The organism is Actinocrinis puniceicyclus (assembly GCF_018283645.1).
In the GTDB taxonomy this organism is placed as follows: Bacteria; Actinomycetota; Actinomycetes; order Streptomycetales; family Catenulisporaceae; genus Actinocrinis; species Actinocrinis puniceicyclus.
On record NZ_JAGSXH010000093.1, the window covers coordinates 1 to 23,998 of the forward strand.

Here is a 23,998-nt window from a genome sequence, read left to right on the forward strand (position 1 = left end):
GCACCGATGGTGCCGCGCCCCGCCGCCGTATCGCTCACTGCGCGTCCGCCAGGACCACCAGGTTCGCCAGGCTGGTCGCGTCGCGCATCTCCTTGTCCCCGACCAGGTACGAGGCGCCGCGCGCGATGTGCCAGCGCAACTGGCCTTGCAGCGTGCCTTCGTCCAGGGGCATCCCGAGCTGGTGGCAGTGCATCTTCAGCAGCCACCAGTACAGGTCCCCGCCGGCGCCGCTGAACACCTTCCACGCGATTTCCACCGCGGTGTCCTGCGCAGGGGGACTGGTCGGCGCGCTCGGCTCGGCCAGCGACCGGCACAGCGCCCACCGGCACAGCACGTTGGAGTTGACGATGCCAGTGCGCCGTTTGAGCGTGGTGAGGTTGTCGCGCACGTCCGAGCCCAGGCGCACCATCTCCGGCGGCGGGACCACGCTAGCCAGCGGGGTGGTCTTCGCTGACTTCGTGCTGCGAGTGCTCACCGCTGCGTCTCCTCGTCCTGGTCGTCGTCCTCGTAGTCCGGGTCCGCGGGCTGAGCTTCGAAGTAGCCCTCGGTGACCAGCGTTGTGCGCAGGGACGGATCATGCTCCAGCTTGATCATGTGGCTGATCGAGCCGCCGAGCTTACCCAGCACCTGAGGGGTGATCTCCGTGTCGGTGGACAGCACGATTACCTGGTGGCTGGCGTGCGGCAGATACCGTTGAATCAACCGTTTGCGGTGGTCCTGATCCAGACGGCCGAGAGGGGTGTCGATGACCACTGGCAGCATCCGCCCCGAAGCGCGAGCGAGCCCGGCCAGCAGAGAGACCGCCAGCAGCTGGCGTTCCCCGGCGGACAGGCTGCGCGGGCGCACCAGCCGGCCATTGTGGGTGAGCAATTCCACCGCACAGGTCACCGGGTCGATCTTGACCTCGCTGATCAGATTGTCCTTGCGCATCAGGGACCGTAGAGAATCCAGGACGAGCGCCTGGATGCGCTGGACATGCCGCTCGGTGGCGGCGGCCCGCAGCTTGGCGAGCGTCTCACGGGTGCGGGCGGCGTGCTGGACGATCCGCAGTGCCTCCTCGGATTCCAGCAGTGTCTTGTTGGCCTCTTTCAGCTCATTCTCGACGCTGCGCTCCGCACGCTGGCGGTTGGTAGTCGCCTCTTGCAGGTCGCGTCGCGCCGACTCCAAGCTGGTCTGTGCGTGAGCCAAGACGACGGTGGCCTCTTGGTGAGCGTGGAGGGTCTCCGCAACCGCGTCGTGCGCCGGGATCGCGGCGACCGCGCGCTCCGCGTCATCCAGCGCACTCTGCGCCGCGGCCAGGTTCTCCACGCACGCCTTGAGGTGGGCGCGCTCCTCGGCCAGGTCTCCGGCAGCAAGCCGCTCGCCGAACGCGAGGAGCTGCGGATTGGTGCCTAGAAGATCGGGCACCCCGTCGCCGCACTTGCGGTGCTCGACGTCCTGGGTCAAGAACTCGGCGACAGCTTGCTGGACGTTGGCTGTGGCCCGCTGCCCGCGCAGCAGATCGAGCAGTTGCGTGTCGCGGTCGGCGAGCAGCGCGGCGAGATTCTGGTTATCGGCCTGGCGTTGTTCCGCGGCACCCTGCGTCAGAACGCGCTCGAGCAGGGGACCAACCAGCAGGAGTGGTCCGATCCCAGCGAGCGCATCGATCAGGGCCTTGTGCTCTGCGCTCCTCTTGGCCGCTGCCTCCCGCAGGCGGTCGCGCAATTCTTCGCTGGCCTGATAGCGCTGGCCGCCTTCCCGCGTGAGTTGCTCCGTGGCCTTGTCCGCCGCGCGCTTAGCTTGCAAGTACGCGGCGTCGGCTTCGTCCAGGACGTGCCGGGCGTCTTCTTCGGCGCGCTTAGTGCGCGCCAGCAGGCCTTGTTGCGAGCGCAGGAACTCGGTCTCTGCCTCGCCGGTGGCGGCCTCCTGGCGCTTGCGCCGCTCAAGGACCGAGAGATCTTCCTGGAGCCGATCGACCAGATCCAGCCCGAGCAGCCCGCCGATCGCGGTTCGCACCAGTTCCCCAGCGACTTCCAGGTCGGCAAACGCTTCGATCTGCTCGCCGTCGAAGAAGAACAGGTTCGCCACCCCGCGCGGGGCGAGGGTCTCGACGTACTCGGCCCACCCCTCGGTCAGCACGGTATCCGGCATCCCGTCGCGCAACACAGTCACCGTCTCGCGGATACGATCCGGTCCGCTCGACCAGCTGCGCAGGATACGAAAGGAGCGCCATGCCCCGTCGTGCACCGCGCGAAACGCCAGCTCAACACGAGCGCCTTGATTCTGGTCCACGTCATGGTTGATCAGGTGCCGCAGGTAACTGTCATACGTGCGCGCCCGGCGCGCGCTTCCAGGGGTGTGCCCGCCGTAGAGGGCGAGCAGCAGCGCCTCGAGCACGGTGGTCTTGCCCGCCCCGTTTAGGCCGCCGAACAGCACCACCGGACGCTCGGGGGAGCGAGGGGCCAGCGGGATACGCTGCGTGCCTTTGAACGGGCCCACATCGGTCAGGACCAGCTCATCGAAAATCATCGGGTGCCTGGTTCAAGGTCGTGGGTGTCGAACAGTGTCAGGGCGTCGTCACGGTCCGCGACGGGTTGGACGTACCCGCTGGCGATCTCCTGCGGGGAGACTCCGCTGCTATTCGCCGCGGTCAGGTCACGGCGCCGGTGGGCGTAGGCGATGGCGTCGTCCTCGTCTGCGTAGAACCCTCGGGTGATCGCCTTCTCAAGATCCGGGAACAACTTGGCGCGGCGCAGCTGGTTGCGGTGACGCCGCTCGATGTCCAGCAGGTTGCGCACGGTTTCGAAGTGCAGCCGGTCCTCGCCGCAGATCTCGGCGAGCAGCTCGATCTCTACCGCGCCCAACGGCAGCGCCTCATCCAGCGGGCGGCCCGGATACTCGCGCCCGGTGATTTCCTTGTAGACCTTTGGCAGCACATCTTCGAACTCGTGCTTGTCTATCACCCAGATCCGGCGGATCTCCTCAAGCTCCGCCAGGCTGATCAGCTCGATACTGCTGACCTCGGGTGGCCCTGCGAACCGGACGTGCTCCTGTGCCGCGAGCAGTTGGCGAAGCCAGTCGGTGCGCGCCTTCTGCGTGTAGGGGCCAGGGATGGGGCGGTCGTGGAAGAGCTGGACCGAGCCGTTCATGCGGCGGAAGTCGCGCAGCGGACGGTCGTCGGCCACATCCAGGGCGTTGCGCAGGTCCAGCAGCGGGAGCATCCACTCCTTCTCCGCGTCATTGGTGATCATTGCGGTCATGGACTTGTCCTGCTCGACCAGGGTGCACGTCCAGCAGCCGAACCGACTGTCTCCGCAGCTGGGGGTGGAGGTGTCCACTACCAGCGGACACTCGGAGTCCGCGCTGGCGCCCTGGTACATGGTCAGCAGGTCCTTGTTGGAGTACCCCCACGGGTTGGAGAACTGCATCAGGTACATCCACACCTCGTCCGAGCTCCACGCCTCGATCGGGGAGTAGACCAGGGAGTTGGGCAGTTTCGCGTTCGGTGAGAGGCGCTCGCGTACCCGCTTGGCTTCCAGCGCGGTCATCACCTTCGAGCGCGCCGCAGATTCCGCCTTGCGGGTGCCCAGCACCAGGATCGCCTCACCGTGCTGACGTACCATCCGGCGGATGAACGAGTTCGACGGATTGATCTTCAGGCGCTCGGTGCACCAGCGGAACTTCGGGCGCGGCGCGGGATAGCCCTTGCCGATCAGATTGACCCAGAACGTGTCGGTGATCTCCGGGGTCAGCTTGTGCGGCGTGAGCGGCAGCCTGAGCTTCTCGGCCTTCGCCCGCATCACCTCAAGACTGCGGTTCACCCACGCCGCCACCACCGGGTTCTCCACCATCGTGTCGGTGGAGATCACATGGACTGGCTTGGTGCGCTCTTCGGGTGGCAAGGACACCAAAGCCTGCCACACTAGTTGCAGAGTGGCGGTGGAGTCCTTGCCCCCGGAGTACCCGACCACCCAGGGGATCGCGTCAGCCTGATACAACTGCGCGATCTCCGCGACTACGGTGCGCACGGTGTCGCCCAGCCCGACCTCGCCGAACGGCTTGGCCCGCCGGGTGGGCGTGGGAATCACAGGCAGGAGTGTGTTCACGTGCGCCGCTCCTTGCGATAGGCGTCTTCGGCTCGTTGCTCGTCGGGTTCGAGCGCCATGCCCAGGTGCGCGCGGATCGCGGCAGTGGTCAGCATGACGTTTGAGGTGGCCTTGCTGACGCGCCCGCCGACGATCGCGCGTCCCTCCCACAAGCGTGAGTTGGTCCGGGACCAGTCCAACGAGCCGAGCTTGTCAATATCTATGGCCCAACTGGCAGGATCGGGGTTCTCGCGTAGCAGTCTGTTGCCGATGCGGCCCAGAGCGGTGAGCACAATGCCGTGGGAGTGGATGAAGTCGCTGCGCACGTCGGGGGAACGCATCTGACGGTGGCGCACTTCCCGCCACTCCGGAAACTGGCTGTCGATACGCTCCCAGAACGCCAAGGCGAGCTCAGTCATACGCGCGTGATCCAACGTGCCCACCCCCTTGAACAGCTCCTCGTGCGCGCCGTGGATCGCGGAGAGCGTGAACAGCCGACGCGATGCCTTTGGCAGCGAGGTGGCCTCCATCTCAACGAATGTGCGGAACACCGGCGACTTGGAGACGACCTCGCGGGTGACGGCGGCCAGCGGATCGCGATGATCGTAGAGCACCCCCAGGGACTTGGAGGCGCGCACGGCGTGCCGGTTGAGGTCCGCGAACATCTGCTGGCAGCGGTCTAGTCCCTTGTCGATGAAGAACACCACCGCTATGGTCTCGTCGCCCAGCGCGGGGTTCGACTTGAGCACCTGCTCGATCGCGGCGCGCCGGTGTTGCCCGTCGTTGATGATGAAGCGCCCGTCCATCGGCACCCGCAGCACCCCGTTGACCGCCCCGTGTTCGGCCCCGCCGTAGGGCGAGAAGGTCACCTGGGCATCCACGGACGCTGTGATCGCCGAGAACGTGTACGAGGTTGGATTGTCCTCGATATAGCGGACCATCTCCGGGACGCGCCCCTTGTTCAAGGTACGCTGTGCACGCAGCTCCACCGGAAGATCATCGTCGACCCAGACGAAGAGCTTCGGCAGGAGCTTGAGCGGACACATCGACACAAAAAAGACACGCCCGGCCTGAACACCGCGAATCGCCGGGAAAGCGTACTCGTAGGTCGCCATCCCCGTGACGGCGGGAACGTCTTCCTCAGGTGCCTCCGCGTCCGGGATTTGACGTTTGCGTGGCATTCTTGTTGACGTATCTGGCACGGTGTTACGTTATTTGTTGACGTAAGAATCGTCAACCGACACGCTCGGGAGACGGTGTTCGTTAACCCCATACCGTGACCGTACCGGCGGGGTATGACAGGAACGGCGGCGAGGGAGCGGTATGACGATCTATCTGGACCACAACGCCACTACACCGGTGGACAAGCGCGTCGCGGACGAGATCATGCACCACTTCCTCGAGGAATACGGCAACGCCGGCAGCCGCACACACGAGCACGGTCAAAACGCCGCCCGCGTCGTCAATCAGGCTCGGGCCACGATCGCCGCGACGCTCGACGCGCGCGACGACGAGGTCATCTTCACCTCCGGCGCCACCGAAGCCGACAACATCGCCTTACTCGGGCTTGGCCCCGAGGGCCAGCGCACTGGCCGCCGTCATATCGTGTCCACCGCCATCGAACACAAGGCCGTACTCGAGCCGCTCCAGCGCCTGGCCGACTCAGGGTTCGAGGTCGAGTTGATCCGCCTTGGAGTCAGCGGGCGCGTCGCCGCCGAAGACGTCCTAGCTGCTGTGCGCGCCGATACCCTCCTGGTCTCCGTGATGGCCGCCAATAACGAGACTGGCGTCATCCAGCCCCTCGAGCAGATCAGCGAAGGTTTGGGCGGGCACGACGCCTACCTGCACGTCGACGCCGCCCAGACCTACGGCAAGAAGAATGAGCCGCTGCGCGACCACCGCGTTGACCTAATCTCCCTGTCCGCACACAAGGTCTTCGGCCCCAAGGGCGTTGGCGCACTGATCGCCCGCCGCCGCGGCTACCGCCGCCCCCCGCTCACACCCCTGACCGTCGGCGGCGGACAGGAACGCGGCCTGCGCCCCGGCACCCTGCCCGTCCCCCTGATCGCCGGCTTTGCCCTCGCCGCCGAACTCGCTGACAAGGAACACCCCGAGCGCCTGGCAGCATGTCAGGCCTATCGCGACGAAGTCCTCGCCGGACTTGCCCCACTGAGCCCGCTCGTACACGGCGACCAGGACTACTGCCTGCCGCACGTCCTGAACATCTCTCTGCCCGGCCTCGACTCCGAGGCCGTCATGGTCGCCTGGCGCGGGCTGATCGAAGTGTCCAACGGCTCCGCCTGCACCTCGGCGTCATACGAACCCAGCCATGTCCTGGCCGCCATGGACGTACCCGAGGAGCAGATCCTCGGCGCTCTGCGTCTGTCCTGGTCCCACCTGACCCCACCTGCCGACTGGGCTGATGCCGTCGCCCGCGTGCGCGCACTGGTCTAGGTCGGTCTTGACGCGCTGACCGCCGGACTCGCCGCGCCGTCGACACCCATGGCGGCCATCGGCGTTGGGGAAAGCGGAAGCCTGGGGTCAAGATCGTCTGTTCGCCCAGGTCAGGTTGCGCGGGGCCCAGCCCGCGTGTCCGTGATCGTGTTCGGCGTGCCCGCCCAACAGCTCATGAAGGGCTAAGGCTATCGCCGGTGCCATCTCCTATGAGGCGTTCGCGGCAATGAACCACCGCTGAGTGACCACCAACGGGAGCTCGATGGCGAATCGTCGCTTCGACTCCTAGACTGAAGTCTCCTGTTCTTGCCGGGGCTGACCGAATGGCGGCTTGGGCCAAAGAGTGAACAGGCACAACTAAATGGGGTTCGGCGCACTGCCGGGCACCCAGGAAGGCGGCTTGTAGTGGCCGGCTTTTTCACCGACGTGCGCATCGAGACGATGCGCGGCCTTTATACGGATCTGGCGGGCAACCGGATCGGACCCGAGGATCGCGAGGCATACGAAGCCGCGCTCGATCTGACTCTGAATGAGGGCCGCCAAGCGCAGTCCGTCGCTTATCTGAGGCGCAATGTTTTGCGCAATGCCCGCTTCACCGCGATCCGGGCTGCTCAGAACGCGCAGTTGGCGGCAGCTCAGCGCCCGTTGGCGGACGCGGCCCGTCGGCGTGTGACATGGCGCAATGACGTCGGCACCGTCCAGGCGGACCGCGTGGATTGGGAAACCCCTGAGGACCATGCGATCGCAGCCGAGATGCTCCGGGAGTTGCGCACCGCGGCTCTGGGGCTCGGAGCGCACGGTCAGGCGTGCTTCGACGCACTGCTCGACGGCATGACCGCGGCGGAGACCGCAGCCCAGACACAGGTATCCATCAGTACCGTCGAGCGGTGCTGGCGGGCACTGCGCGCACATGCGCGCGTGATCCTCACGGTCCCCGAGTGAACGACGCATCGCCCACGGACCGTGCTCCTTTCGCCCGTCCTCCCTAAGCACGTACGGCGCAGTGCCTCGCGGCTTTGCCGCAGCGATCGCACGCACAACGTATGAAGGGGCGCCACATCAGCCGCGCCAAGCCTCGCTGACTCCTCGCGCCACACACGCACGCGCTCGCGACCGACCAGGCGCCGTACCAGCGGCGCCGTCGGTCGCGTAACGCGAGCGTGAGGTATCCACCTCGGCGGCGCGCCGCCCCTGACTTGCGAATCACGGCCTGAGCTCGCAGCGACCTTACCCGGACCTACAAGAGTTCAGCTCACGCATCACCAATTCGAACCCCCGCTTCACACTCCGGAGATCACTGTGAACGACGACAACCGCTCCTCTGCCCTCGACAACCCCTTCACCGCCCAGCCCATCGTGCGCCTAGACGCCGACGCGCCGGACGCCGAGCCGATCCCGATCATGCTGGCCGGTCAGGCGCTGCTCAGCCTGCGCGACTCCGGCTACACGATCGCCGCGGCGCTCGGTGAAGTGATCGACAACAGCATCGAGGCGAATGCAAACCACATCCGTTTGCTGCTGCGCGAGATCACAATCCGAGGCAAGCGCAAGGCCGTCGACCGCATCGTCGTGGTCGACGACGGAGACGGCATGGACGACGCTGTCCTGCACCGCTACCTCCAGTTGGGCTTCTCGACGCGCTATGGGTCGACGACCACCATCGGTAAGTTCGGTGTCGGGGCGAAGCTCGCCGCGCTCAATTTCGGCAAGAAGGTCGACGTGTGGACCCGCACCCGGGGCAACGCCGACATCCGGCATGTCTCCTTCGACCTTGACGTAGCACTGGACATGGAGTACAGCGGACAACCCGTGGTGATCGCGCCGCCCGACAACGAAGCTCTCCCAGACGATCTGGGCGACGTGTTTCCGACCGGCTCGGGAACAGTGGTCGTGTGGTCCAATATCGACCGGCTCGCCGACGGCACCGGCACGCACGCCCCAGGCAACCTGCGCCAGGAGATCGAGAAGGAACTCGCACGAATCTTCCGCGAGTTCATCTGTGGGGGTATCACGATCTCCGTCAACGAGAACGCACTACTCGCCCACGACCCGACCTACGTGCGAGAAGGCACCTGGGCGGACCACGTGCTGTCAGAGGAACCCGACCCGGCGGCCAGGCAGCCCTCAGCCAAGCTGCAGCTTCGCCACTTCGCGCCTCAGGTCTTCTTCGACGGACCCGTTACGGTTGCCGGGAGCAAGGTCCGCGTGATCGTCACTCTCGCCCCACGAGAGGTGCGGCGCCGCCGTGGATTGGGCGGAGACGATCTTGCGAGAAGGCTGCGGGTGCCTGACAACCTGGGCCAGATCAGCTTCATGCGACTCGGCCGCGAAATCTCCTACGCCAACGTTCCCAAGATCTTCGGATCTGCAGTTGAGGACCGAGATCGCTTCATCGGGATCGAGGTGCACTTCACTCCGGAGTTGGACTCGATGATGGGGGTGCGTAACGTCAAGCGCGGCGCCGAACCCTCAGACGACTTCCGAGTCGCGCTACGAGCCGTCCTCCAACAGTGGATCCCTGAGGCTCGTAAGGAGGTCCAGGAGTGGTGGGGCGAAGCCTCCCGGAACACAGGGGAAAGCGGCGCTGAGCACGCTGAGATCAACAAGGCTCTGGCTGCCGCGAACGTGACCATGCCCAAGAGCCGAGTGGCCACCGAAACCTCCGAGAAGGAAGCCGACGAGGCGCTGGAGGACCTGGCCACTGACGTGGGCAAGACGACTTCAGAAGAGAAGAAGGCGTACGTCAAGAAGGTCAAGCAGTACCCCTTCGTCCTCGAGTCGGTCGACTTCCCGGGCACCAACCTGTTCGAGATCATGCACACGAGCAAGCAGACGATCATCCGGCTCAACACCCGGCACCGCTTCTACCGGGAGATGTACGCACCCCTGACCGCCCTGGCCCGAGAAGGCGCGGTTACCAAGGACGCGGATCCGGCGGCGGTAGCGCGCCGGGCGGTCGAGGCGGTCACGCTCCTGCTGGTTGCGTACGCGAAGGCGGAGTCCATGAACGAGCAGCCCAACGACACATACGGTGAACTGCGCCAGTGGTGGGGCAACTTCACCGATAAGTTCATGTCGAAGATCAAAGACGTACTCGACTAGGCTAGCGCTATCACGGGGTCGCCCACCGGTGCGCGGCAGCCCTAGATCGGGCCGACGAAACCCCAACTGATCATATGGAACCCGCCCTGGGCGTGATGGGAACTCCATCACGCCCGGGCGGTCGGCTCTGTGCGGCGCACGAGCCGGTGGCCGCGCAACTGTCGGCCGCAACGCTCCAGTTCGCGTTCCCATCCCTGTTCCGTACCGATCAGGCTCGGGTTCTCATAAAGCCCTGCCCTGACTTCCGCTGCGGTGAGGCGTCGGTAGCGGTCGGCGACAGGGTCGTCCGGGCTGAGGAACTCGTGCTTACGGTGAAGCAGTGGGCGGTTGGCCCTAGCTGCATAAGAGAAGTAGGACGCCTCGAGTGTCTTCAAATCGACGACATAGGACGAGGCAAGGCGGGGGTGCGGGTCGGTGTCGAACTCTGGATAGCCCAGATAGCTCACCGCGCGGCCCTGGTGGTGCAACTTGATCAGATCCCACGTGCCGGGGCGGCCAGCGGCAATCGCGGCGCAGTGTTCATAGAGCAGCAGGACAACAGGGAGCTGGTCGACCGCGCGACGGTGAACATAGAGCGCGGTCGGGGTGAGCTTACCGACGGGCGAGCCGTTCATTGCGGCGCGCAGATAGGTGTCGTCACGCAGCTTGAACAACAGCCGGTCGGCCCGGCGGCAGGCTTCCTTGTACGAGGTAAAGAACGCGCGGATGTCCGCTTGGACGGCGAGCGGCAGGTTCACGAGCGGGCCTCGGCCGTTGAACAATTCGACGCCCAGGAAGAGCAGTGTGTTCAAGGTGCTGCGGCGTGCGCCAGCCTTGATCTTGGCGGGGTCCGCAGCCTTCTCGGCGAGTCGCCGCAACTCGCTTGAGCCGAGATGGGCGAGGTGCGCGGCAAGGTCGCCGGGCAATTCCTCCAAGCGGGGCAAGCGTCCGCGCTGTTCGAGGCGTTCGACGATAGCCGCTAGGGCGGTGGCAGCATCCTTGGATTCCAGCCATCCGCTGTCGGGGATGATGCGCCTGGCCAGGAAGGTGAGGTGGTCGTGTTCGTTACGGAAGGCGTAGACGATGCCAGGCGCCGCAGATACGCATCGTGCTCCAGTTGTCTCGCGTACGAAGTCCCGCAGTTCCCCCGTGCCGTAGAGGTGCTGGAAGGTCTTGTGCGAAGTCAGGACGCCGTCGCTGAGTGCCTCGCCTCTCACCCGGGTGCGCTCCCAGGCCAGGCGGGTGGAGACGACCAGGACGCCGGTCGTCAGGCTCCACGCGTGTTCCAGGGTCCTGCGCCGCTCGGCAGGGTCCTCTACGACGTTGAGGACGTAGGTGAGCAGCACTACCTGAGAGGGACGAAGCACGGTATCGGGGGTGTAGAAGGGATCCCAGCCTTCGATGTCGAAGCGCATATGCCGCAGGGCACGCACATCGTCACCGCGTCCACACCCGTAGTCGAGGGCCCGCGCGCCCGGCGTCAGCTGCTGGTCGAGCAGAGCTTGGCGGACCGGTACGGACAACGTGTTGCGGGCGATCGCGGTCAGGCGCCTGTCGCTGCTCCACTCGGGCATGGTCCTGCTCCCTTCTGGCCGGCGGGTTAGCGCGCGTGGCGGCGTGACGCGTTCCGGTAAGCGGAAGTTGACCCAGTGTGGCGGATAACTGAGTGCTTCGGGACGATATCCGCCGGAAGTTCCAGCGGCAGAAGGTCGAGTTGGTCCGCACGTATCGACGGCCATGAAGATCTCGAGTTGGGCAGCCGTGTGATGTGGGGCCTAGTGGACACCGGAAGTTCAGATGGGTGGCTACCAAAGTCTGGGTGGACGGGCGTGCAGTCCCCGGTGTGTAGTCAACTCAACGGGCCACCCCCTTGCCGGCCATGGCCCGGGCCAGGCGGTGGTCGCCGCTGGCGAGTACCAGGTGTGCGCGGTGTAGAGGTCGGTCGACGGCTGCGGTGGTCTTGAGCTTTAGACACTGCGTACCCATCTCTGAAACGCTAGAATATCATCGAATATTGCGATAGTGGGGCCCGGGGGTGGCTGACGTGGGCATCGAGCTGCCGGGCGAGGTGGCGTGGTTCCTCAACCTGATCGGCGTGCCGTGGCCGAATGTGGACGAGGACCAGGTACGCGTGTTCGCGCAGCACGTGCGCACCTTCGCGGAGAGCATCGACGGCACGCACCAGGCTGCCTCATCCACGATCCGGCAGATGAGCGCCGCGTATCAGGGTTCCTCGTATGAGCAGCTGGTGGCGAGTTGGGCGCGCATGTCGAACGATCACATGCGCGAGCTCGTGGATGCCTGCCACACGGTGGCTACTGCGGTGGACGTGGCGGCCGATGCGATCGTGGCGGCGAAGCTCGCGGCGCTCGGGGAACTGGGTGCGCTGGCGGCCTCATTCGTCGCTGACCAGGCTGCGGCGGTGGTCACGCTCGGCGCGGCGGAGGCGGCCGAGGCGCTGATCGTCGAGGGCGCGAAGAAGCTGATCAATGCTCTGGTCAATCAGTTGGAGCAGCACATCCTGGGCGAGGTGATCTCCAAGGCGGTCGCGCCTCTGGAACAGGTCGTGCAGCGCGCGGTCGGCGGTCTGGTGTTCGAGGGCGCGGCATCGGCGCTCGGCTCCTCGGCGGGCGGTGCGGTCGGCTCTGGGTTCGGGGTCCTGCCGGGCGACCTGCTCGGCCACGCGCAGCGGCTGCAGGGCCACGCGGACGAGGTCGCCGGGCACGCCCGTACGTTCGGGGCGGCGATCGCTGGGGTGAGCTTCAGTGGCTAACCCCATCGTCGCTGCACTGGAACAGATGGCCGAGCGGATCGAGCAGTCGCTGAGCCGGGATGCCGGCAAAGCGATCGAGAACATGTACCGGGAGGCGGGCAAGCGCACTGAGGATGTCGTCAAGCGCGTGACCCAGGCCGACGAGGAGCAGGCCCGCAAACTGCTCGAGGTCGCCGAGCACCTCGGTCGTACGGACGCGGCCAAGACGACCAGCGCGGCGGAGAAGCAGGCACAGGCAGCGACGCGCTCGACGCTGCGCCGCCAGTTCTCTCAGGTGCTCGACCCGGGCGGGCAGATACGCGATCTGGCGCCGCTCAAGGGCACTGGTCCCGAGCTGCCCGGGATACGAGATCCCGGAGCGTTCGATCCGCAGTCGCTACGTGGGTTGAGCGCCGAAAAGATCGAGCGGGGCGTCCCGGGGCACTGGGTGGCCGCCGAGTCCAAGAGCGGCGGCGGGAAGGTGTTCCGCGATCCGGGCAACTTCGGCCGCCAGTTGCGCACCATGCCGGGGTACGCGGCGGGCAACCGGCCCGATCCGCTGACCCATGGACCCTATGCTGAAGTGTGCCAGAACGGCATCACGACCAAGGTCCCGTTGGAGGGAAACCCGACGCTGGGAGGCACGCCGTGAGCGACGCGACCGCCGCCGAGTGGCTGTGGCAGGAAGCTCTCGACCACCTGGAAGCCGATAGTCTCGGTGTCTACGAGTTGCTGTGGCTGCTGCGCGGCTCCGATTACCAGCTGCCCGAGCAGCAGGCCAGGGCCCTGGCCCAGTCCACCGCGTCGCTGCTTCTTGCTGAGGGCAAGGCCAGGATCGTACGGCTTCGGTGGCCCACCAACGAAGAGGTCGATGACACGGTGGACGCTTCGGTGTTGCTGGAGCAGACGGCGTTCGAGCCGGACGAGGAGGGCGTCTACCTCGCCTTGGTCGCACCGGACGACGACCGGTAAGCGCCGCGCGTCAGGGGCCTGCTCGCGCCAGGTCGGGCTGGGCGAAGAGGCGCCGGGGCCGGGCGGCTGGCGGCTGGCGGCTGCTCTCAGTAGGTTCGGAGAAACGCAGCGCGGTCAAGATTAGCAACTCGATCGCGGAGAGCAACGGTTCACTGGTTCAGTTCCGCCGGGCCGGTGGGCTGCTCAGGGTGGAAGGGCGCTGGCAAGGAGGGTCAGCGGGTTGCGGCGCGCGCCGACGCTACCGACTTGTACGCGCCTCAGGCCCAGGCCATTGCCGTTCATCAAGCCGACAATCGGTACGAGCCCGACCGGGTTTTCCTACCCCCCGAACTCCCCGTCCCGTACCCCGGCCACGAAGGCAGTCCACTCCGCCGCCGTGAAGCGCAGCACTGGTCCATCGGGGTCCTTGGAGTCTCGGACCACCGTCCCGCCATCAGGCAACTCGGCTACTTCCACGCAGTTGCCGCCTTGGCCGCCGCTGCGAGAGGACTTGCGCCATATGAGGCCAGTCGAGTCAGTTTCATGATTCATAGTTCCTCCATCACTGCCTCAATCTTCGCCGCTGATGCTTCCGGGGACAACGCACTCGCGCGTGCCAGATCGTATCGATACTGGGCAGACTGGACAGCCTCCGCTTGCTCGATCAAGTGTCCGCTGCCGTGCACTTCGACGTAGACCAGATCCGGCCCGTCGTTGAAGCCCAGTACAGTCATGGCCCCGTCTGAGCACGCGTGCGCGCCAACGTCGTAGGGCAGCACCTGAAGCACGATACGCCGCGAGGCCATCAGTTCGAGCAGTCGTTTCAGTTGCGCACGCATCACGTCTCGGCCGCCGACTGGCCGACGCACGACTGCCTCGTCCACGATGGCCCAGAGTTGCGGCGTGGCGTGTTCGAGCAGCCGTTGTCGCTCCAGCCGGGCCGCAACCCGCCGGTCAATCGAGTCCGACCAGCAGGCCTCCATCAGGGCACGAGCATAGTCCTCTGTCTGGAGTAGGCCGGGGATGTTCTGTGGCTCGAAATATCGGATGCTGGTAGCGGTGGCCTCCAGTTCCACGTACTCGCGGAACCAGCTCGGGAAGTTGCTCCGGTTCACCAGCGGCCACAATCGGCCGAGTGCGCCGTCGGTACCGAGCACCTCGTCGCAACGTTCGGCGAAGTCCCGCGAGGGCATCCGTTTCGCCGTCTCGATCATGCCGATCAGTGCCCCGGTGTAGTTGACCATCTCACCGAGCCGTTGCTGACTGAGTCCGGCGGCCGATCGGTACCGACGCAACTCGCTGCCGAAGTAGGCCAACGCGGATGACGAGGGATCAAGTTCGAGCGGTGCTGCCATACCGATCTCCCTCCCGATGCAACAACGATACCTGTTGAGCTGCGCCCTATCGCTCTGAGTAGCCGAGCGACCGCAAGCTTAGGTCACGCCGTCGATGTTCGTGAGGTAGTGACTTGATGTACACCGAAGCGTCGCGTGAGCCCCTCCTGCGCTCGCAACAGTTCGCCGCCGTGCTCACGGCCGTGGGCTGCGCGCGCGCGTTCGTGCAGCAGACCGTTCGCGCATGGCAGCTGGTGAGTATCCGCGATGACGCCGTGCTCGTCGCGTCGGAATTGGTGACCAACGCCGTGCGCAGCACCGGTAACACCGACCCGCACCCTGACTACGCCGCGCTGGCACGAGTGCCAGTCATTCGTGTCCAACTCGGCGTCCGCGATCGGCTGCTGCTCGTAGAGGTCTGGGATCCCAGTACCGAACCACCCGTCCTCCAGGGCCAACGAGACGGAGCGGAGCATGGCCGCGGCCTGCACATCGTCCACGTCGTGAGCGAGCGCTGGGGCGTGTACTTCCCGAAGTCCGGCGGCAAGGTCGTTTGGGCTGCGCTCACCGCGACGCACGCGCATCCGCCCGACCGTCTATCCGACGCGGCCCTTCCCGGCGATGACTGCCGAAGCGCAGCTGCCGCCACGTTGTCCCTGCCGACCATGCCCTAGAAAGTGATCTCTCCCGTCATGGCCGTTCCCCGCGCTCACCGCCAGCCCAACCACGCTCTGCGTGCCGTGCGCGCTGCGCTGCATCTCAGCCAATCCGAGTTCGCCGCACTCGTCCGTAAGGCAGGTGACGACCTCGGCGAGCCGAACAACTGCACCAAACGCCTCGTCCAGTGTTGGGAGTCCGGGGCCTTCACCACCTGCCGCCCCCACTACCGGCGTGCGCTACAAGCGGCAACGCGCACGCCGTATGGGAGGCTCGGCTTCAAGGACGAATGGAGCCTCCCGGCGAGCGAGTCCGCATCGCGCGGCGGGTACAACGGCAGTCCGGAAGCGAACCCGAGCGGTCACTTCCGCTTTGCGTTGTCCGCGCCGGCACAGGCCAGCGCCGCAACGGTCGCTGTCGTCCAGACAACCGTGGTTCAACTCTTCGACCTCGAACAGCACACGCCGGCCCGAGTGCTGTTGCCCACGGTGCGCGGCCAGTTCGATGACCTTGCGGGCTTGCTGCGCGGTGCTGAAGGCAGTGAGCTACGCGAGCGGCTGATCGCCCACGCAGGACAGGCTGCAACCCTTGCGGGGTGGCTGGCGCTCGACTGCGGAGACGCAACGGGGGCGCATGGCTACTGGGACGCAGCGATGGCGGCCGCCCGCGCCACAGCGAACGGTCCGCTGCTCGCCTGCGTGCTGACGCACATGTCTTACGCGGCGATGGAGCGCGGCAACTACAACGCCGCCTGGCAACTGGTCCACACCGCCACCGAACACGCAGGAGAGGAGCCACGCGCGCAGGCGTGGATGAACGCCCGCGCCGCCCAGGCCGTAGCGAGGCTCGGCGATGTCTGCTCAGCAGAGGCGAGCCTGAAACTGGTTCAGGAGTGGGCACTGGACATCGGACCGATGCCTGCACCGAACGACGAGACACCGCCGTGGCTGCGCTTCGTTGACCGGGCATATCTATGGGCACTCACGGCCGATGTCAATACTCGCATCGGCAACCACGACGGCGCTCTTGAGGCCGCCACGAAAGCCGTTGCTCTGCTCAGCAGCAACCAGACCAAGACACGCGCGATCATTCTCGCAGAAGCAGCCTACGCATTCGCGTACCTCACTGGCACCGAGCGGGCGATGCAGCTCGCCACCGACGCGGTCGAACTGGCCGATGCGCTGGAGGTCACTGCCGCCAAACGCCGACTTCACCAGTTGGTGCGGCTGCTGCCGCAGCCGTTGGACCGGACGGGCCGGGAGTTGGCCCGACTGGTTACAGGCGTGTCGGGGACTACTCAACGATCGGGGTAGGGGTGGCGCTCCGACGGCGCTGAGCCGTGACGCAGAGCCCTGAATTTCGCGATAGAGCAGACACGTAGGCCATGACTATTTCAGTCCCCGCACCACGCCACAGCACCTACGAGACAGTCCCAGAGATGACGGGCACTAGCGGATACGGGCTGATAGCGAAGGGCCTGGGGCGTGGTTCCTCGCGCCGTGAGAGCTTTCGCCGCTGGGCGGCTGACGGATGATCCGGCTGCCGCTTGCCCTCGTCGCGTGCGTGAGCGTTCCGCTCTACCTGCTTGGAGTCTTGGTGATGGCCTGGCTCGTCGCTCGGACCCTGGCACGCTGGCCGTGCGCCCGCTATGGCGCGTTGGGTGGCACGGTGCGCCGCTCGGCACGCGTCGCGGTGCTCGCGGTGCTCTGGCCGATGTGGTTGTTAGTCCGCGGCTGTATGCAGTGGCACGAGTATCGGCGACGTCCCCTCGGCACGTGCGTGTGCGGCGACGGCGACCCGCGAGTGGTGAGCGTTCAGGCGCTGATCAGCGCCCGCTGCCTGCATCGGTGGGCCGTACAGGGCGGTTGCGCCGACAGCCCTGCCGATGGATGCGAGCAGGAGAATCCGGACGAGTCGTGGTGCGTGTGGTTCAGTAGCGTGCCTGCGGCGCTCATGGCCACCACGCTGGGCATTCTCGCGGCTCTACCGGCCCCCGGCCTCGGCTTTGTCTGGGTCTACGCGGCTGTCACCGCCACCACGGTCGTCCCGCTGGACGTGCTGGCCGCGCATGTACTCCGGAATTGCACTCCAAGCTGGAGCAGCGGACGACGGGACCGGATAGCAGCGGGACGTCGCTGAGTTCTTCGACGTTGACCATGCCGACGCAACTCCACCGCTCGCCGCGGCTACGCGATGTCGGCGTCCCGATCCGGCTGCCCGACGGGCCGGAAACGTCTACCGCGTCCGATCGCCAGCGCGCTGGCCACATATGGCGCTACCTTCAGCGTCGAACCGAATCCAGTGCCAGTCGTTCGAGGCCATCGCGGGCCAGAACATCCCTAGGCCGCCGCAGACTCGGGGACGGCGGACAATCGCGCATAGTCGTCAGAGGGCTGCTCACCCAGCTCGCGCAGCGCTGCGACGAGCTGTTGGTAGGCGGCGCGGGCCAGATCGGGGCGGCCGAGCTGGCGGTAGAGGCGGATGGCGCGACTCGTGGTCTCCTCGTCGTCGGGGGCCAGGGCGGTTGCGGCGGCCAGGTGCGCGATGGCGGTCTCGGCGTCGTCGTCGGCAGTCAGATCGGCGAGTTCCAGGCGGAGGTGCACTACACGTTCGCAGAGTTCGAAGCGCGCGTCGGTGAGCCAGTCCCGGTTGTCGTCGGCGACGCCGTCGGCGAGCGGGCCTCGGTAGAGGGCTGCGGCGCGAGCGAGCAGGTCACGTCGTTCGGCCGTGTCGACCGCGTGCTCGGCCTCGTGGGTGAATCGTTCGAACAGGGCGAGGTCGGTGGTGATCTGGTCGGGGTCGAGGCGGAAGACGCCGCGGTCTTTGACGATGTACTTGCCGGGTTCGTGCGGGTCGGTTCCGTGCGCGGTGTGGAACGGGGCTCGGGCGCGGCTGATCGTCGTGTAGGCCGCGCGGCGGCGCTGTTCCTCTTCGCGGATCTCGGCCCAGCCGATGTTCGCCAGGTGCTGGGCGTTGTGGCCCGCCGGGTGCAGGGCGAGCAGCGTGAGGAGCATGTGGAGCTTCTCGCCGGTGGGCGCGGTGTTGCCTCGGGGACCGAGGACGTCGATCGGGCCGAGCAGGCGCAGCAGCAGCGGCGTACGCGTCAGCGTCAGCGGGTCCATGGGTGCTGGCTGCTGCGCGGGTCCGTCCTCCCGTTGTGGGGCGGTGCGAGCGGCACGGTCGGTGCTTGCGTCGGGCTCGGGCAGCGCGTCGGGCACCGTGTTGAGACTTGCCTCGGGTGGGGCTGCCGGCCGCATCGCGGCTGCGGCCACAGCTGTGGCAGCGTGCTGAGGCGTGCCGGCGTCGGAACCGGCGTGGTCGTCGTCGGCCTGCGGCGGATAGGGGGTGCGTGCGGCGCGCAGAACGCGGTAGAGGTCGGCGGCCAGGTCGCGCGGGAGCATATGAACGGTCATGTGCTCGATATCGGGGCTGTGCGGGCCGGTCACGTTCTGGACGGCGCCGTCTTCGTCGAGGCTGATCGTCGTCACAGCCCGTTGGTGGGCTGGGTGCGTGGTCTCGGGTCGGCCCAGCAGAACGGCGTCCAAGCCGGTCGGCGCGAGTATGCACGCCTCGACGACGGGCTCGTCGAGCTCCGGACAGGCCCGCAGGACCAGCGTGGTGTCCGGATTTCGCCTACCGCTGGAGTTTCGATCGTCGCCGGATTGGCTGGATTGGCCGGTTGCGCGGCGGTGGGCGGCGGCACGGAACTGTTCGACCGCCGCCTCCGGCGTATCGGCCACGGACAGCCAGCCCGGCAGCGGCTCCTCGCCACCGGTGCTGAGCAGTTCCTGCGCCAGGCCGCGGTCGATCAGCACGGTGCGCGTGCCGAGGCCGTGGGCGAGGTCCGTGGACGACAGGATACTGATGATCAGCGCGCGTGCCGCGTCCTCGGCGCCCGGACCGCTGTAGTACAGCAGGCCGCGCAGGCCTGCTGCTTCGAGCGGAATCTCGTGGCGCTGATCGCCGGCGGTGCCCAGGATGCGCGCGCCGCGGTTGGCGGTGGGTAGCGGAGGCGGCAGTTGGCCGGGATGTTCCTGCGGGTCGTAGCCGCACGCGTTGGCGGCGAGGGCGGCGCTGTGTACGGCAGCGAGTGCAGTGACAGCGTCGGGGATGGACAGAGCCGGGGAACCGGGATGGCGGCGGTGCCGGGTGCGCAACAGGGCGACGGAGGCGGCGATCGCGGCGAGCAGCGTGAAGCCGATGTACCCGCCGCGCGGGATGTGCCAGCCGACGCTGTGCGGTGCACGGGGCGCGGAACGGGAGTCGGCCGTCTTGGACCCTGCCGCATGGCCGATGGCGTGGTTTCCCGCGGTCGGGGCGGTCGGGGCGGTCGGAGCGGTCGCGTGCGGCTGGGCAGCGGCGCCGGGCGTCAAGGGCGTCGGTGTCTCAGGCGTCGCGTTCGTCGGCGGATTGTGAGCGGTGGCTGTCGCGTCGGTGGGGCGCACCGCAGCGCCGGGGATGGCGAGGTGCCATCCGGTGCGAATCAAATCAGGGTTCGTGAGCCTGTCCCCGTCGGGTTGGGTGTGGCCCGCATTGGCAGCGTAGATGCGGTGCCACTGCTCGCCGTCGCCGTAGTAGTGGCTGGCGAGATCCCACAGCGTGTCACCCTGCTGCACGCGGTGGATCGCGGTGTGCGTGTCCGCTAGCGCGCTTTTGGCAGGGAGGATCGGTCGGTGGCCGTGTGCCGGAGCGCTCGCAGGAGGCGCGGTCGTGATGTGGATTCGCCCGTCGAGGTTCGCTGGCAGTTGGGCCGTGCTTGCAGTCGCGTGCGCCGGGGACGCGTGAACTACCGGGGTTGCTGCGACGGCACCGGCGGTGATCGCCTGAACGGCGGTGCGCGGGGTCAGGTGCAGCAGGAGGTGGGGCATGACGACGCTGGGCAAACGGAGCAGCGCCCATGCCATGCCGAGAGCGAACCAGGCCGCGTACCAGGCCCAGCCGAGCCACAGCGCGTCCACCACGACGCGGGGCACGATGTCCAGCGCCTGCGGCGGATACATCTGCACCCCTGCCCACCACAGCTGCAGATCCAGCCAGCTGGGCAGCCGGGACGGGATCGGGCTGCCGGTCAGAACCCACAGCGCGACCGGCAGACCCACCAGCAGCACCGGCTGGATGACCACGTCCCAGAGCACATCAGAGTCATACGAGCGGCGGCGGACCATGTCATGGACCTCCAATATCGGTGCTCTGCGATACGCCTGCTTCGACCTGCGCCGTGGCGTTCGCGGACACGGTGATCTGTGCCAGTCCGAACAGCGCGAGGATTCTGGTGGGCTGGCGGTGGACGATGTGGGCGTGGATGAGGGTGCCGTCGAGGGTGACGGTGCCGTTGTCGCCGGTGGCGGTGATGTACGCCTGTGCGTCCGCGAGCGCGGGTGCGGGGTCGAGCACGATCTGTCCGTCGCGCAGCGGCTGGCGGGCGAGGTTGGTGGCGGCGGTGCGGGCGGCCTGCTGTGCCTCGTCCAGTGCGGTGGTCTTGCCGGCCAGCGCCAGTCCGCCGTCGATGACCAGACCGGCGCCGGCGATGAACGCGGCGGCCATGACGATGACGAACGCGGTGACCGAGCCACGTTCGCCTTCTGGTGCGCGCGGGCGGTGGCGCGCGACCGCGCAGGGCGCGTGCGGGAGGGGTCTCATGGTTCGGATTTCCGATCGGGCGCCGCAGGGAGTTTCTGCGTGGTGGGGCGAGAGCTCGCTGTGGTGTTGACCTTGTCCTTGGGGCAGGGCGCACCGTAGTGGTGTGCGGGCACGGTGCTCGCATCGAGGAAGTCGGTGGTGTGGTGGAACTGGTGAGCATCGGCGAGTTCGCGCGCCTGGCATGCCTCTCGCCCAAGGCGCTGCGGCTGTACGACCAGTCGGGGTTGTTGCCTGCGGCGCGTATCGATGTGACCAGCGGGTATCGGTGGTACGCGGTCGGGCAACTGGAGGCGGCCAGGCTCATTGCCGCGTTGCGACAGCTGGGCATGCCGCTGGCGCTGATCGGGCCGATCCTGCCGCTGGAGGATGCCGAGCGTGCTGGGCGCATCAGCGAGTGGTGGTCGGGCGTGCAGGTCGAGAACGCCGCCCGCCAGCAATTGGCCGGCTTGCTCGTGGACCGCTTGAGCGGAGGCGGCAGTGTGGTGGAGAGCATGGTGGAGGTGGCGTTGCGTGAGCTTCCGGCCCGCAAGCTGCTGTGTCAGATGCAGCATGTGCACCGCGATGGGCTGATGGCGGTGGGTAAGGAGTTCATCGGGACGTTCCGTGAGGCGGGGGTGCGGCCCGGGTCGGGGGCGGCGGGTGCGCCGTTCGTCATCTACTACGGGGAGGTCAATCAGGACAGTGACGGGCCGATCGAGTGGTGCTGGCCGGTGCCCGAGGAGCAGGCGCAGGAGCTGGCCGCGCGTTTTCCCGGGCTGACGCTGCGTACGGATCCGGCGCATCAGGAGGCGTACACGCATCAGGGGCCCGCGGCGCAGCTGGGGGCGGCGCGGGCTGCGCTGGCCGGTGAACGCCTGCTGGCGTGGGTTCGTGAGCAGCACCTGCGGCCGGTGGGTGGCTTCCGCGTGATGTACCTCGGCGGTGCGGCCAATGGCGGCAGCGGGCCGGACTGCGACCTGGTGGTCCCGGTGCGCTGAGCACCTGCGACAGCAGGGCAGGACGGGTGGCGGCGTGCGGTGCCTGGGAGTATTCATCGTGCGCCGCCGCTACTGACGTTGCCTGCGATCGTCGAGTCGGAATGTGCGAACCCAGTCGGGACGGGCACGTAGGGGTCGATGGTCGCGGTGAAAGACGCGGTGAGGGTTTCGCTGCCGGGGAATCCGGCGGCGGTCATGGTGCTCAGGTCCACGCGGCAGGACAGTGTGACGGTGATGCTGCCGCCGGGGCGGTCGTTCACGGTATCGACTCTGGTGTTCTGGGAGGCACAGGCAAGTCCGGCGTTGGCGAGGGCGTCGGTCGCGGTCTGCGCCGCCGACGCGGTGGCTTGTGCGGGGCTGAGGTAGTGCAGGGTGGCGGCGCGGGCGGCTTGCGCGGCGGCGTCGGCGACCAATGCGTGGGCGTGGGCCAGGCGCCCGAGGCCGGCCAGGAAGAGCACCAGCAGGATCAACAGCGGGGTGAGCAGGACCAGTTCCGTGGTCGCCGAACCGCGCTGCCGGAGAAGGTGGGTGCGCGGCCTGGGAGGCAAGTTAGTCGGCGGGCGTGGCCGGGTCGGCGGCTGGATGGTCATGTCCGGATTCCGTGACGGGCAACGTCAGGGTGCCGTGTGTCAGGCTGCCCGAGACCGAGAGCATCGGGTTCGAAGCGTTCGACCGGGCCGGCGGCGCTCGCGGTGATGGTCTGGGTCAGGCCGAGCAGGGTGTCGACGTGTCCGGTGACGTGGACCGTGACCTCGGAGGCGGTGCGGTCCACGGTGACGCTGGTGTCGTGGATGGCGCCGGTCAGGCTGGTCAGCAGCTGTTGCGCGGCGGTTTGGCCTTGGCCGGCGGTGCCGTTTTGGGCGCGAGCGGTGGCCAGGGCGAGGGAAGCGGCGGACTGGGCGGCTTGTTCGGCGTGTTCGTCGAGGGCGTACTGGATGACGCCGAAGACCAGCAGGGCGAGCAGACCCATGACGATGGCGGATTCGGCCAGGGCGCTGCCGCGCTCCCGCTTGCTGCGGTGGCGCAGGACCGCTGCCGGGGTTCGCATGGCGTCTACATTCCGATGCCGTTGGCTTTAGCGATGACCTTGGCGGTGATGATGCCGACCACGGTGATCGCGAGGATGACCAGCAGCGCGATCCAGACGATCTGGTCGGGCATGTCGCCGCGTTCGGGAGCGCTTCGGGCGGTGCGCCAGCGAGTGCGGGCGGTGTGCAGGGTGGCGGTGAGGTGCGTGATCAGGGGAAGCATCGGCGGGTCCTTCCTTGCGGGTCGCGGAGCGTGAGCGGTCGGGATGAGGGTCATCCGAGTCCCGCGAGGACTGCGCTGATCGCGGGATAGCCCGTGAAGATTAAGAACCCGGTCATCAGGAGGACGGTGGGTAGGCCCATGCGTTCGGTCGCGGAGGCGGCCTCGGCTTCGGCGGCGGAGAGCAGCCGGTTGCGCACGGCGGCGGCTTTGGCCGCGAGGGTGGCGCGGATCTTGGCGCCTTCGGTGCCGGCGAGGGAGGCGGAGGCGGCCAGTTCGGTTAGTTCGGCGACGCCGGTGGCCTTGCCGAGCTGGTGCAGGGCGTCCCAGACGGGGGTGCGGGTGGTGTGGGCGGCGGCTAGGGCGGCACGCAGCCTGGTGTGTCCGGGACCGGTTCCGGCACGGGCGGCTTCGGTGAGTGCTTGTTCGAGTCCTGCGCCCGCGGCGAGCATGGTGGCGGCCAGGTCGAGGAACGCGGAGACGGCGTAGCGCAGCTCGTCCCTGAGTTTCGCGGCCTCGGTGGCGGCGAGCCGGTCGGGGGTCAGGAACCCGCCGACGGCGGCCAGTAATGCGCCCACGGCGACCAGCAACAGTGCAAGGTGTAGGCCGGCAACGGCCAAGCCGAGCGCGAGCAGGGGAACGAGTAAGAGACCTGCCAGGACAAGTCCGGCTTGCTGAGCGAGGTGTTTGTCGGCGTCGCGTTGCAGGATCCGCAGGTTCGCGCGAGTCTTCACGGACGGCAGCCCGAGTGAGGTCAGGACGCTGACGGCGTGGCGGCCGGTGGCCTCGGTGATGCCTGTGGGCTTCGGGCGCGGTGGTCGGGGCTGGCGGCCTGTCTCT

The 23,998-nt window shown here is 67.4% G+C and carries 24 protein-coding genes; 10 read left to right on the top strand and 14 right to left on the bottom strand.

Features of this window, described 5'->3' with window-relative positions:
* Nucleotides 1–34 precede the first annotated feature (34 nt).
* From dndE to dndB, 4 genes are read right to left on the bottom strand one after another with little or no spacing between them, the layout of a single operon-like run.
* Entirely contained in the window at nt 35–475 is a 441-nt protein-coding gene (dndE, locus tag KGA66_RS21420; RefSeq protein WP_211469979.1) for a DNA sulfur modification protein DndE, read from the bottom strand.
* Entirely contained in the window at nt 472–2,508 is a 2,037-nt protein-coding gene (dndD, locus tag KGA66_RS21425) for a DNA sulfur modification protein DndD (RefSeq protein ID WP_211469980.1), read from the bottom strand. The genes dndE and dndD overlap by 4 nt, the downstream gene beginning before the upstream one ends.
* Entirely contained in the window at nt 2,505–4,064 is a 1,560-nt protein-coding gene (gene dndC, locus KGA66_RS21430; protein WP_438822070.1) for a DNA phosphorothioation system sulfurtransferase DndC, read from the bottom strand. Before dndC ends, dndD begins: the two co-directional genes overlap by 4 nt.
* Nucleotides 4,065–4,081: 17 nt before the next feature.
* Nucleotides 4,082–5,179 carry a DNA sulfur modification protein DndB gene (gene dndB / locus KGA66_RS21435; RefSeq protein WP_211469982.1) on the bottom strand — a complete coding sequence of 366 codons (1,098 nt, stop codon included), beginning with the start codon at nt 5,177–5,179 and terminating at the stop codon, nt 4,082–4,084.
* A gap of 208 nt (nt 5,180–5,387) precedes the next feature.
* On the opposite strand from dndB, the gene KGA66_RS21440 reads away from it, so the two are divergent.
* From KGA66_RS21440 to KGA66_RS21450, 3 genes are all read left to right on the top strand, one after another.
* On the top strand, nt 5,388–6,518 hold the full coding sequence (locus tag KGA66_RS21440; RefSeq protein WP_211469983.1) for an aminotransferase class V-fold PLP-dependent enzyme: 1,131 nt from the start codon (nt 5,388–5,390) through the stop codon (nt 6,516–6,518).
* A gap of 405 nt (nt 6,519–6,923) precedes the next feature.
* Nucleotides 6,924–7,460, top strand: coding sequence for an ECF-type sigma factor (locus KGA66_RS21445; protein WP_211469984.1), 537 nt, complete (start codon nt 6,924–6,926; stop codon nt 7,458–7,460).
* Between the two features lie 357 nt (nt 7,461–7,817).
* Nucleotides 7,818–9,620 carry an ATP-binding protein gene (locus KGA66_RS21450; RefSeq protein WP_211469985.1) on the top strand — a complete coding sequence of 601 codons (1,803 nt, stop codon included), beginning with the start codon at nt 7,818–7,820 and terminating at the stop codon, nt 9,618–9,620.
* Between the two features lie 107 nt (nt 9,621–9,727).
* Here KGA66_RS21450 and KGA66_RS21455 read toward each other — a convergent pair whose 3' ends face one another.
* Both KGA66_RS21455 and KGA66_RS31155 read right to left on the bottom strand, forming a co-directional pair.
* A complete protein-coding gene (locus KGA66_RS21455) occupies nt 9,728–11,173 on the bottom strand; it encodes a DNA phosphorothioation-associated putative methyltransferase (protein ID WP_211469986.1) in 1,446 nt (481 codons plus the stop codon).
* Nucleotides 11,174–11,453: 280 nt separating this feature from the next.
* Nucleotides 11,454–11,585, bottom strand: coding sequence for a hypothetical protein (locus tag KGA66_RS31155; protein ID WP_281416735.1), 132 nt, complete (start codon nt 11,583–11,585; stop codon nt 11,454–11,456).
* Nucleotides 11,586–11,643: 58 nt separating this feature from the next.
* Between KGA66_RS31155 and KGA66_RS21460 the strand changes: the two genes are divergently transcribed.
* From KGA66_RS21460 to KGA66_RS21470, 3 genes are read left to right on the top strand one after another with little or no spacing between them, the layout of a single operon-like run.
* A complete protein-coding gene (locus KGA66_RS21460) occupies nt 11,644–12,372 on the top strand; it encodes a WXG100 family type VII secretion target (protein ID WP_211469987.1) in 729 nt (242 codons plus the stop codon).
* Nucleotides 12,373–12,397: 25 nt separating this feature from the next.
* Nucleotides 12,398–13,003, top strand: a complete 606-nt coding sequence (locus tag KGA66_RS21465) for a hypothetical protein (protein WP_211469988.1) — start codon at nt 12,398–12,400, stop codon at nt 13,001–13,003.
* Complete coding sequence (locus KGA66_RS21470; RefSeq protein WP_211469989.1) at nt 13,000–13,323, top strand: hypothetical protein; 324 nt, start codon at nt 13,000–13,002, stop codon at nt 13,321–13,323. Before KGA66_RS21465 ends, KGA66_RS21470 begins: the two co-directional genes overlap by 4 nt.
* Before the next feature lie 318 nt (nt 13,324–13,641).
* On the opposite strand, the gene KGA66_RS21475 is transcribed toward KGA66_RS21470, so the two are convergent.
* Entirely contained in the window at nt 13,642–13,854 is a 213-nt protein-coding gene (locus KGA66_RS21475) for a DUF397 domain-containing protein (protein ID WP_211469990.1), read from the bottom strand.
* Nucleotides 13,851–14,657, bottom strand: coding sequence for a helix-turn-helix domain-containing protein (locus tag KGA66_RS21480; RefSeq protein WP_211469991.1), 807 nt, complete (start codon nt 14,655–14,657; stop codon nt 13,851–13,853). The genes KGA66_RS21475 and KGA66_RS21480 overlap by 4 nt, the downstream gene beginning before the upstream one ends.
* A 116-nt stretch (nt 14,658–14,773) precedes the next feature.
* Between KGA66_RS21480 and KGA66_RS21485 the strand changes: the two genes are divergently transcribed.
* The 3 genes from KGA66_RS21485 to KGA66_RS21495 all read left to right on the top strand — a co-directional run bounded on the left by KGA66_RS21485 (nt 14,774) and on the right by KGA66_RS21495 (nt 17,432).
* A complete protein-coding gene (locus KGA66_RS21485; RefSeq protein WP_211469992.1) occupies nt 14,774–15,310 on the top strand; it encodes an ATP-binding protein in 537 nt (178 codons plus the stop codon).
* Between the two features lie 18 nt (nt 15,311–15,328).
* Nucleotides 15,329–16,606, top strand: coding sequence for a helix-turn-helix domain-containing protein (locus KGA66_RS21490; protein ID WP_211469993.1), 1,278 nt, complete (start codon nt 15,329–15,331; stop codon nt 16,604–16,606).
* A 217-nt stretch (nt 16,607–16,823) separates the two neighbouring features.
* Nucleotides 16,824–17,432, top strand: coding sequence for a hypothetical protein (locus KGA66_RS21495; protein ID WP_211469994.1), 609 nt, complete (start codon nt 16,824–16,826; stop codon nt 17,430–17,432).
* A gap of 200 nt (nt 17,433–17,632) precedes the next feature.
* On the opposite strand, the gene KGA66_RS21500 is transcribed toward KGA66_RS21495, so the two are convergent.
* Together KGA66_RS21500 and KGA66_RS21505 are read right to left on the bottom strand one after the other, a co-directional pair.
* Nucleotides 17,633–20,458, bottom strand: a complete 2,826-nt coding sequence (locus KGA66_RS21500; protein ID WP_211469995.1) for a BTAD domain-containing putative transcriptional regulator — start codon at nt 20,456–20,458, stop codon at nt 17,633–17,635.
* 1 nt (nt 20,459) lies between these two features.
* Nucleotides 20,460–20,933, bottom strand: a complete 474-nt coding sequence (locus tag KGA66_RS21505; protein WP_211469996.1) for a hypothetical protein — start codon at nt 20,931–20,933, stop codon at nt 20,460–20,462.
* A 140-nt stretch (nt 20,934–21,073) separates the two neighbouring features.
* Here KGA66_RS21505 and KGA66_RS21510 point away from each other — a divergent pair, with 140 nt between their 5' ends.
* Complete coding sequence (locus tag KGA66_RS21510; protein ID WP_211469997.1) at nt 21,074–21,910, top strand: MerR family transcriptional regulator; 837 nt, start codon at nt 21,074–21,076, stop codon at nt 21,908–21,910.
* Nucleotides 21,911–21,963: 53 nt separating this feature from the next.
* On the opposite strand, the gene KGA66_RS21515 is transcribed toward KGA66_RS21510, so the two are convergent.
* The 4 genes from KGA66_RS21515 to KGA66_RS21530 form a co-directional block, all read right to left on the bottom strand.
* Nucleotides 21,964–22,500, bottom strand: a complete 537-nt coding sequence (locus KGA66_RS21515; protein WP_211469998.1) for a TadE/TadG family type IV pilus assembly protein — start codon at nt 22,498–22,500, stop codon at nt 21,964–21,966.
* On the bottom strand, nt 22,497–22,958 hold the full coding sequence (locus KGA66_RS21520; protein WP_211469999.1) for a TadE/TadG family type IV pilus assembly protein: 462 nt from the start codon (nt 22,956–22,958) through the stop codon (nt 22,497–22,499). Before KGA66_RS21520 ends, KGA66_RS21515 begins: the two co-directional genes overlap by 4 nt.
* Nucleotides 22,959–22,963: 5 nt before the next feature.
* A complete protein-coding gene (locus tag KGA66_RS21525; RefSeq protein ID WP_211470000.1) occupies nt 22,964–23,161 on the bottom strand; it encodes a hypothetical protein in 198 nt (65 codons plus the stop codon).
* Nucleotides 23,162–23,211: 50 nt separating this feature from the next.
* Nucleotides 23,212–23,998, bottom strand: a 787-nt coding sequence (locus KGA66_RS21530; RefSeq protein WP_211470001.1) for a type II secretion system F family protein, incomplete at its 5' end; no start/stop codon positions are given.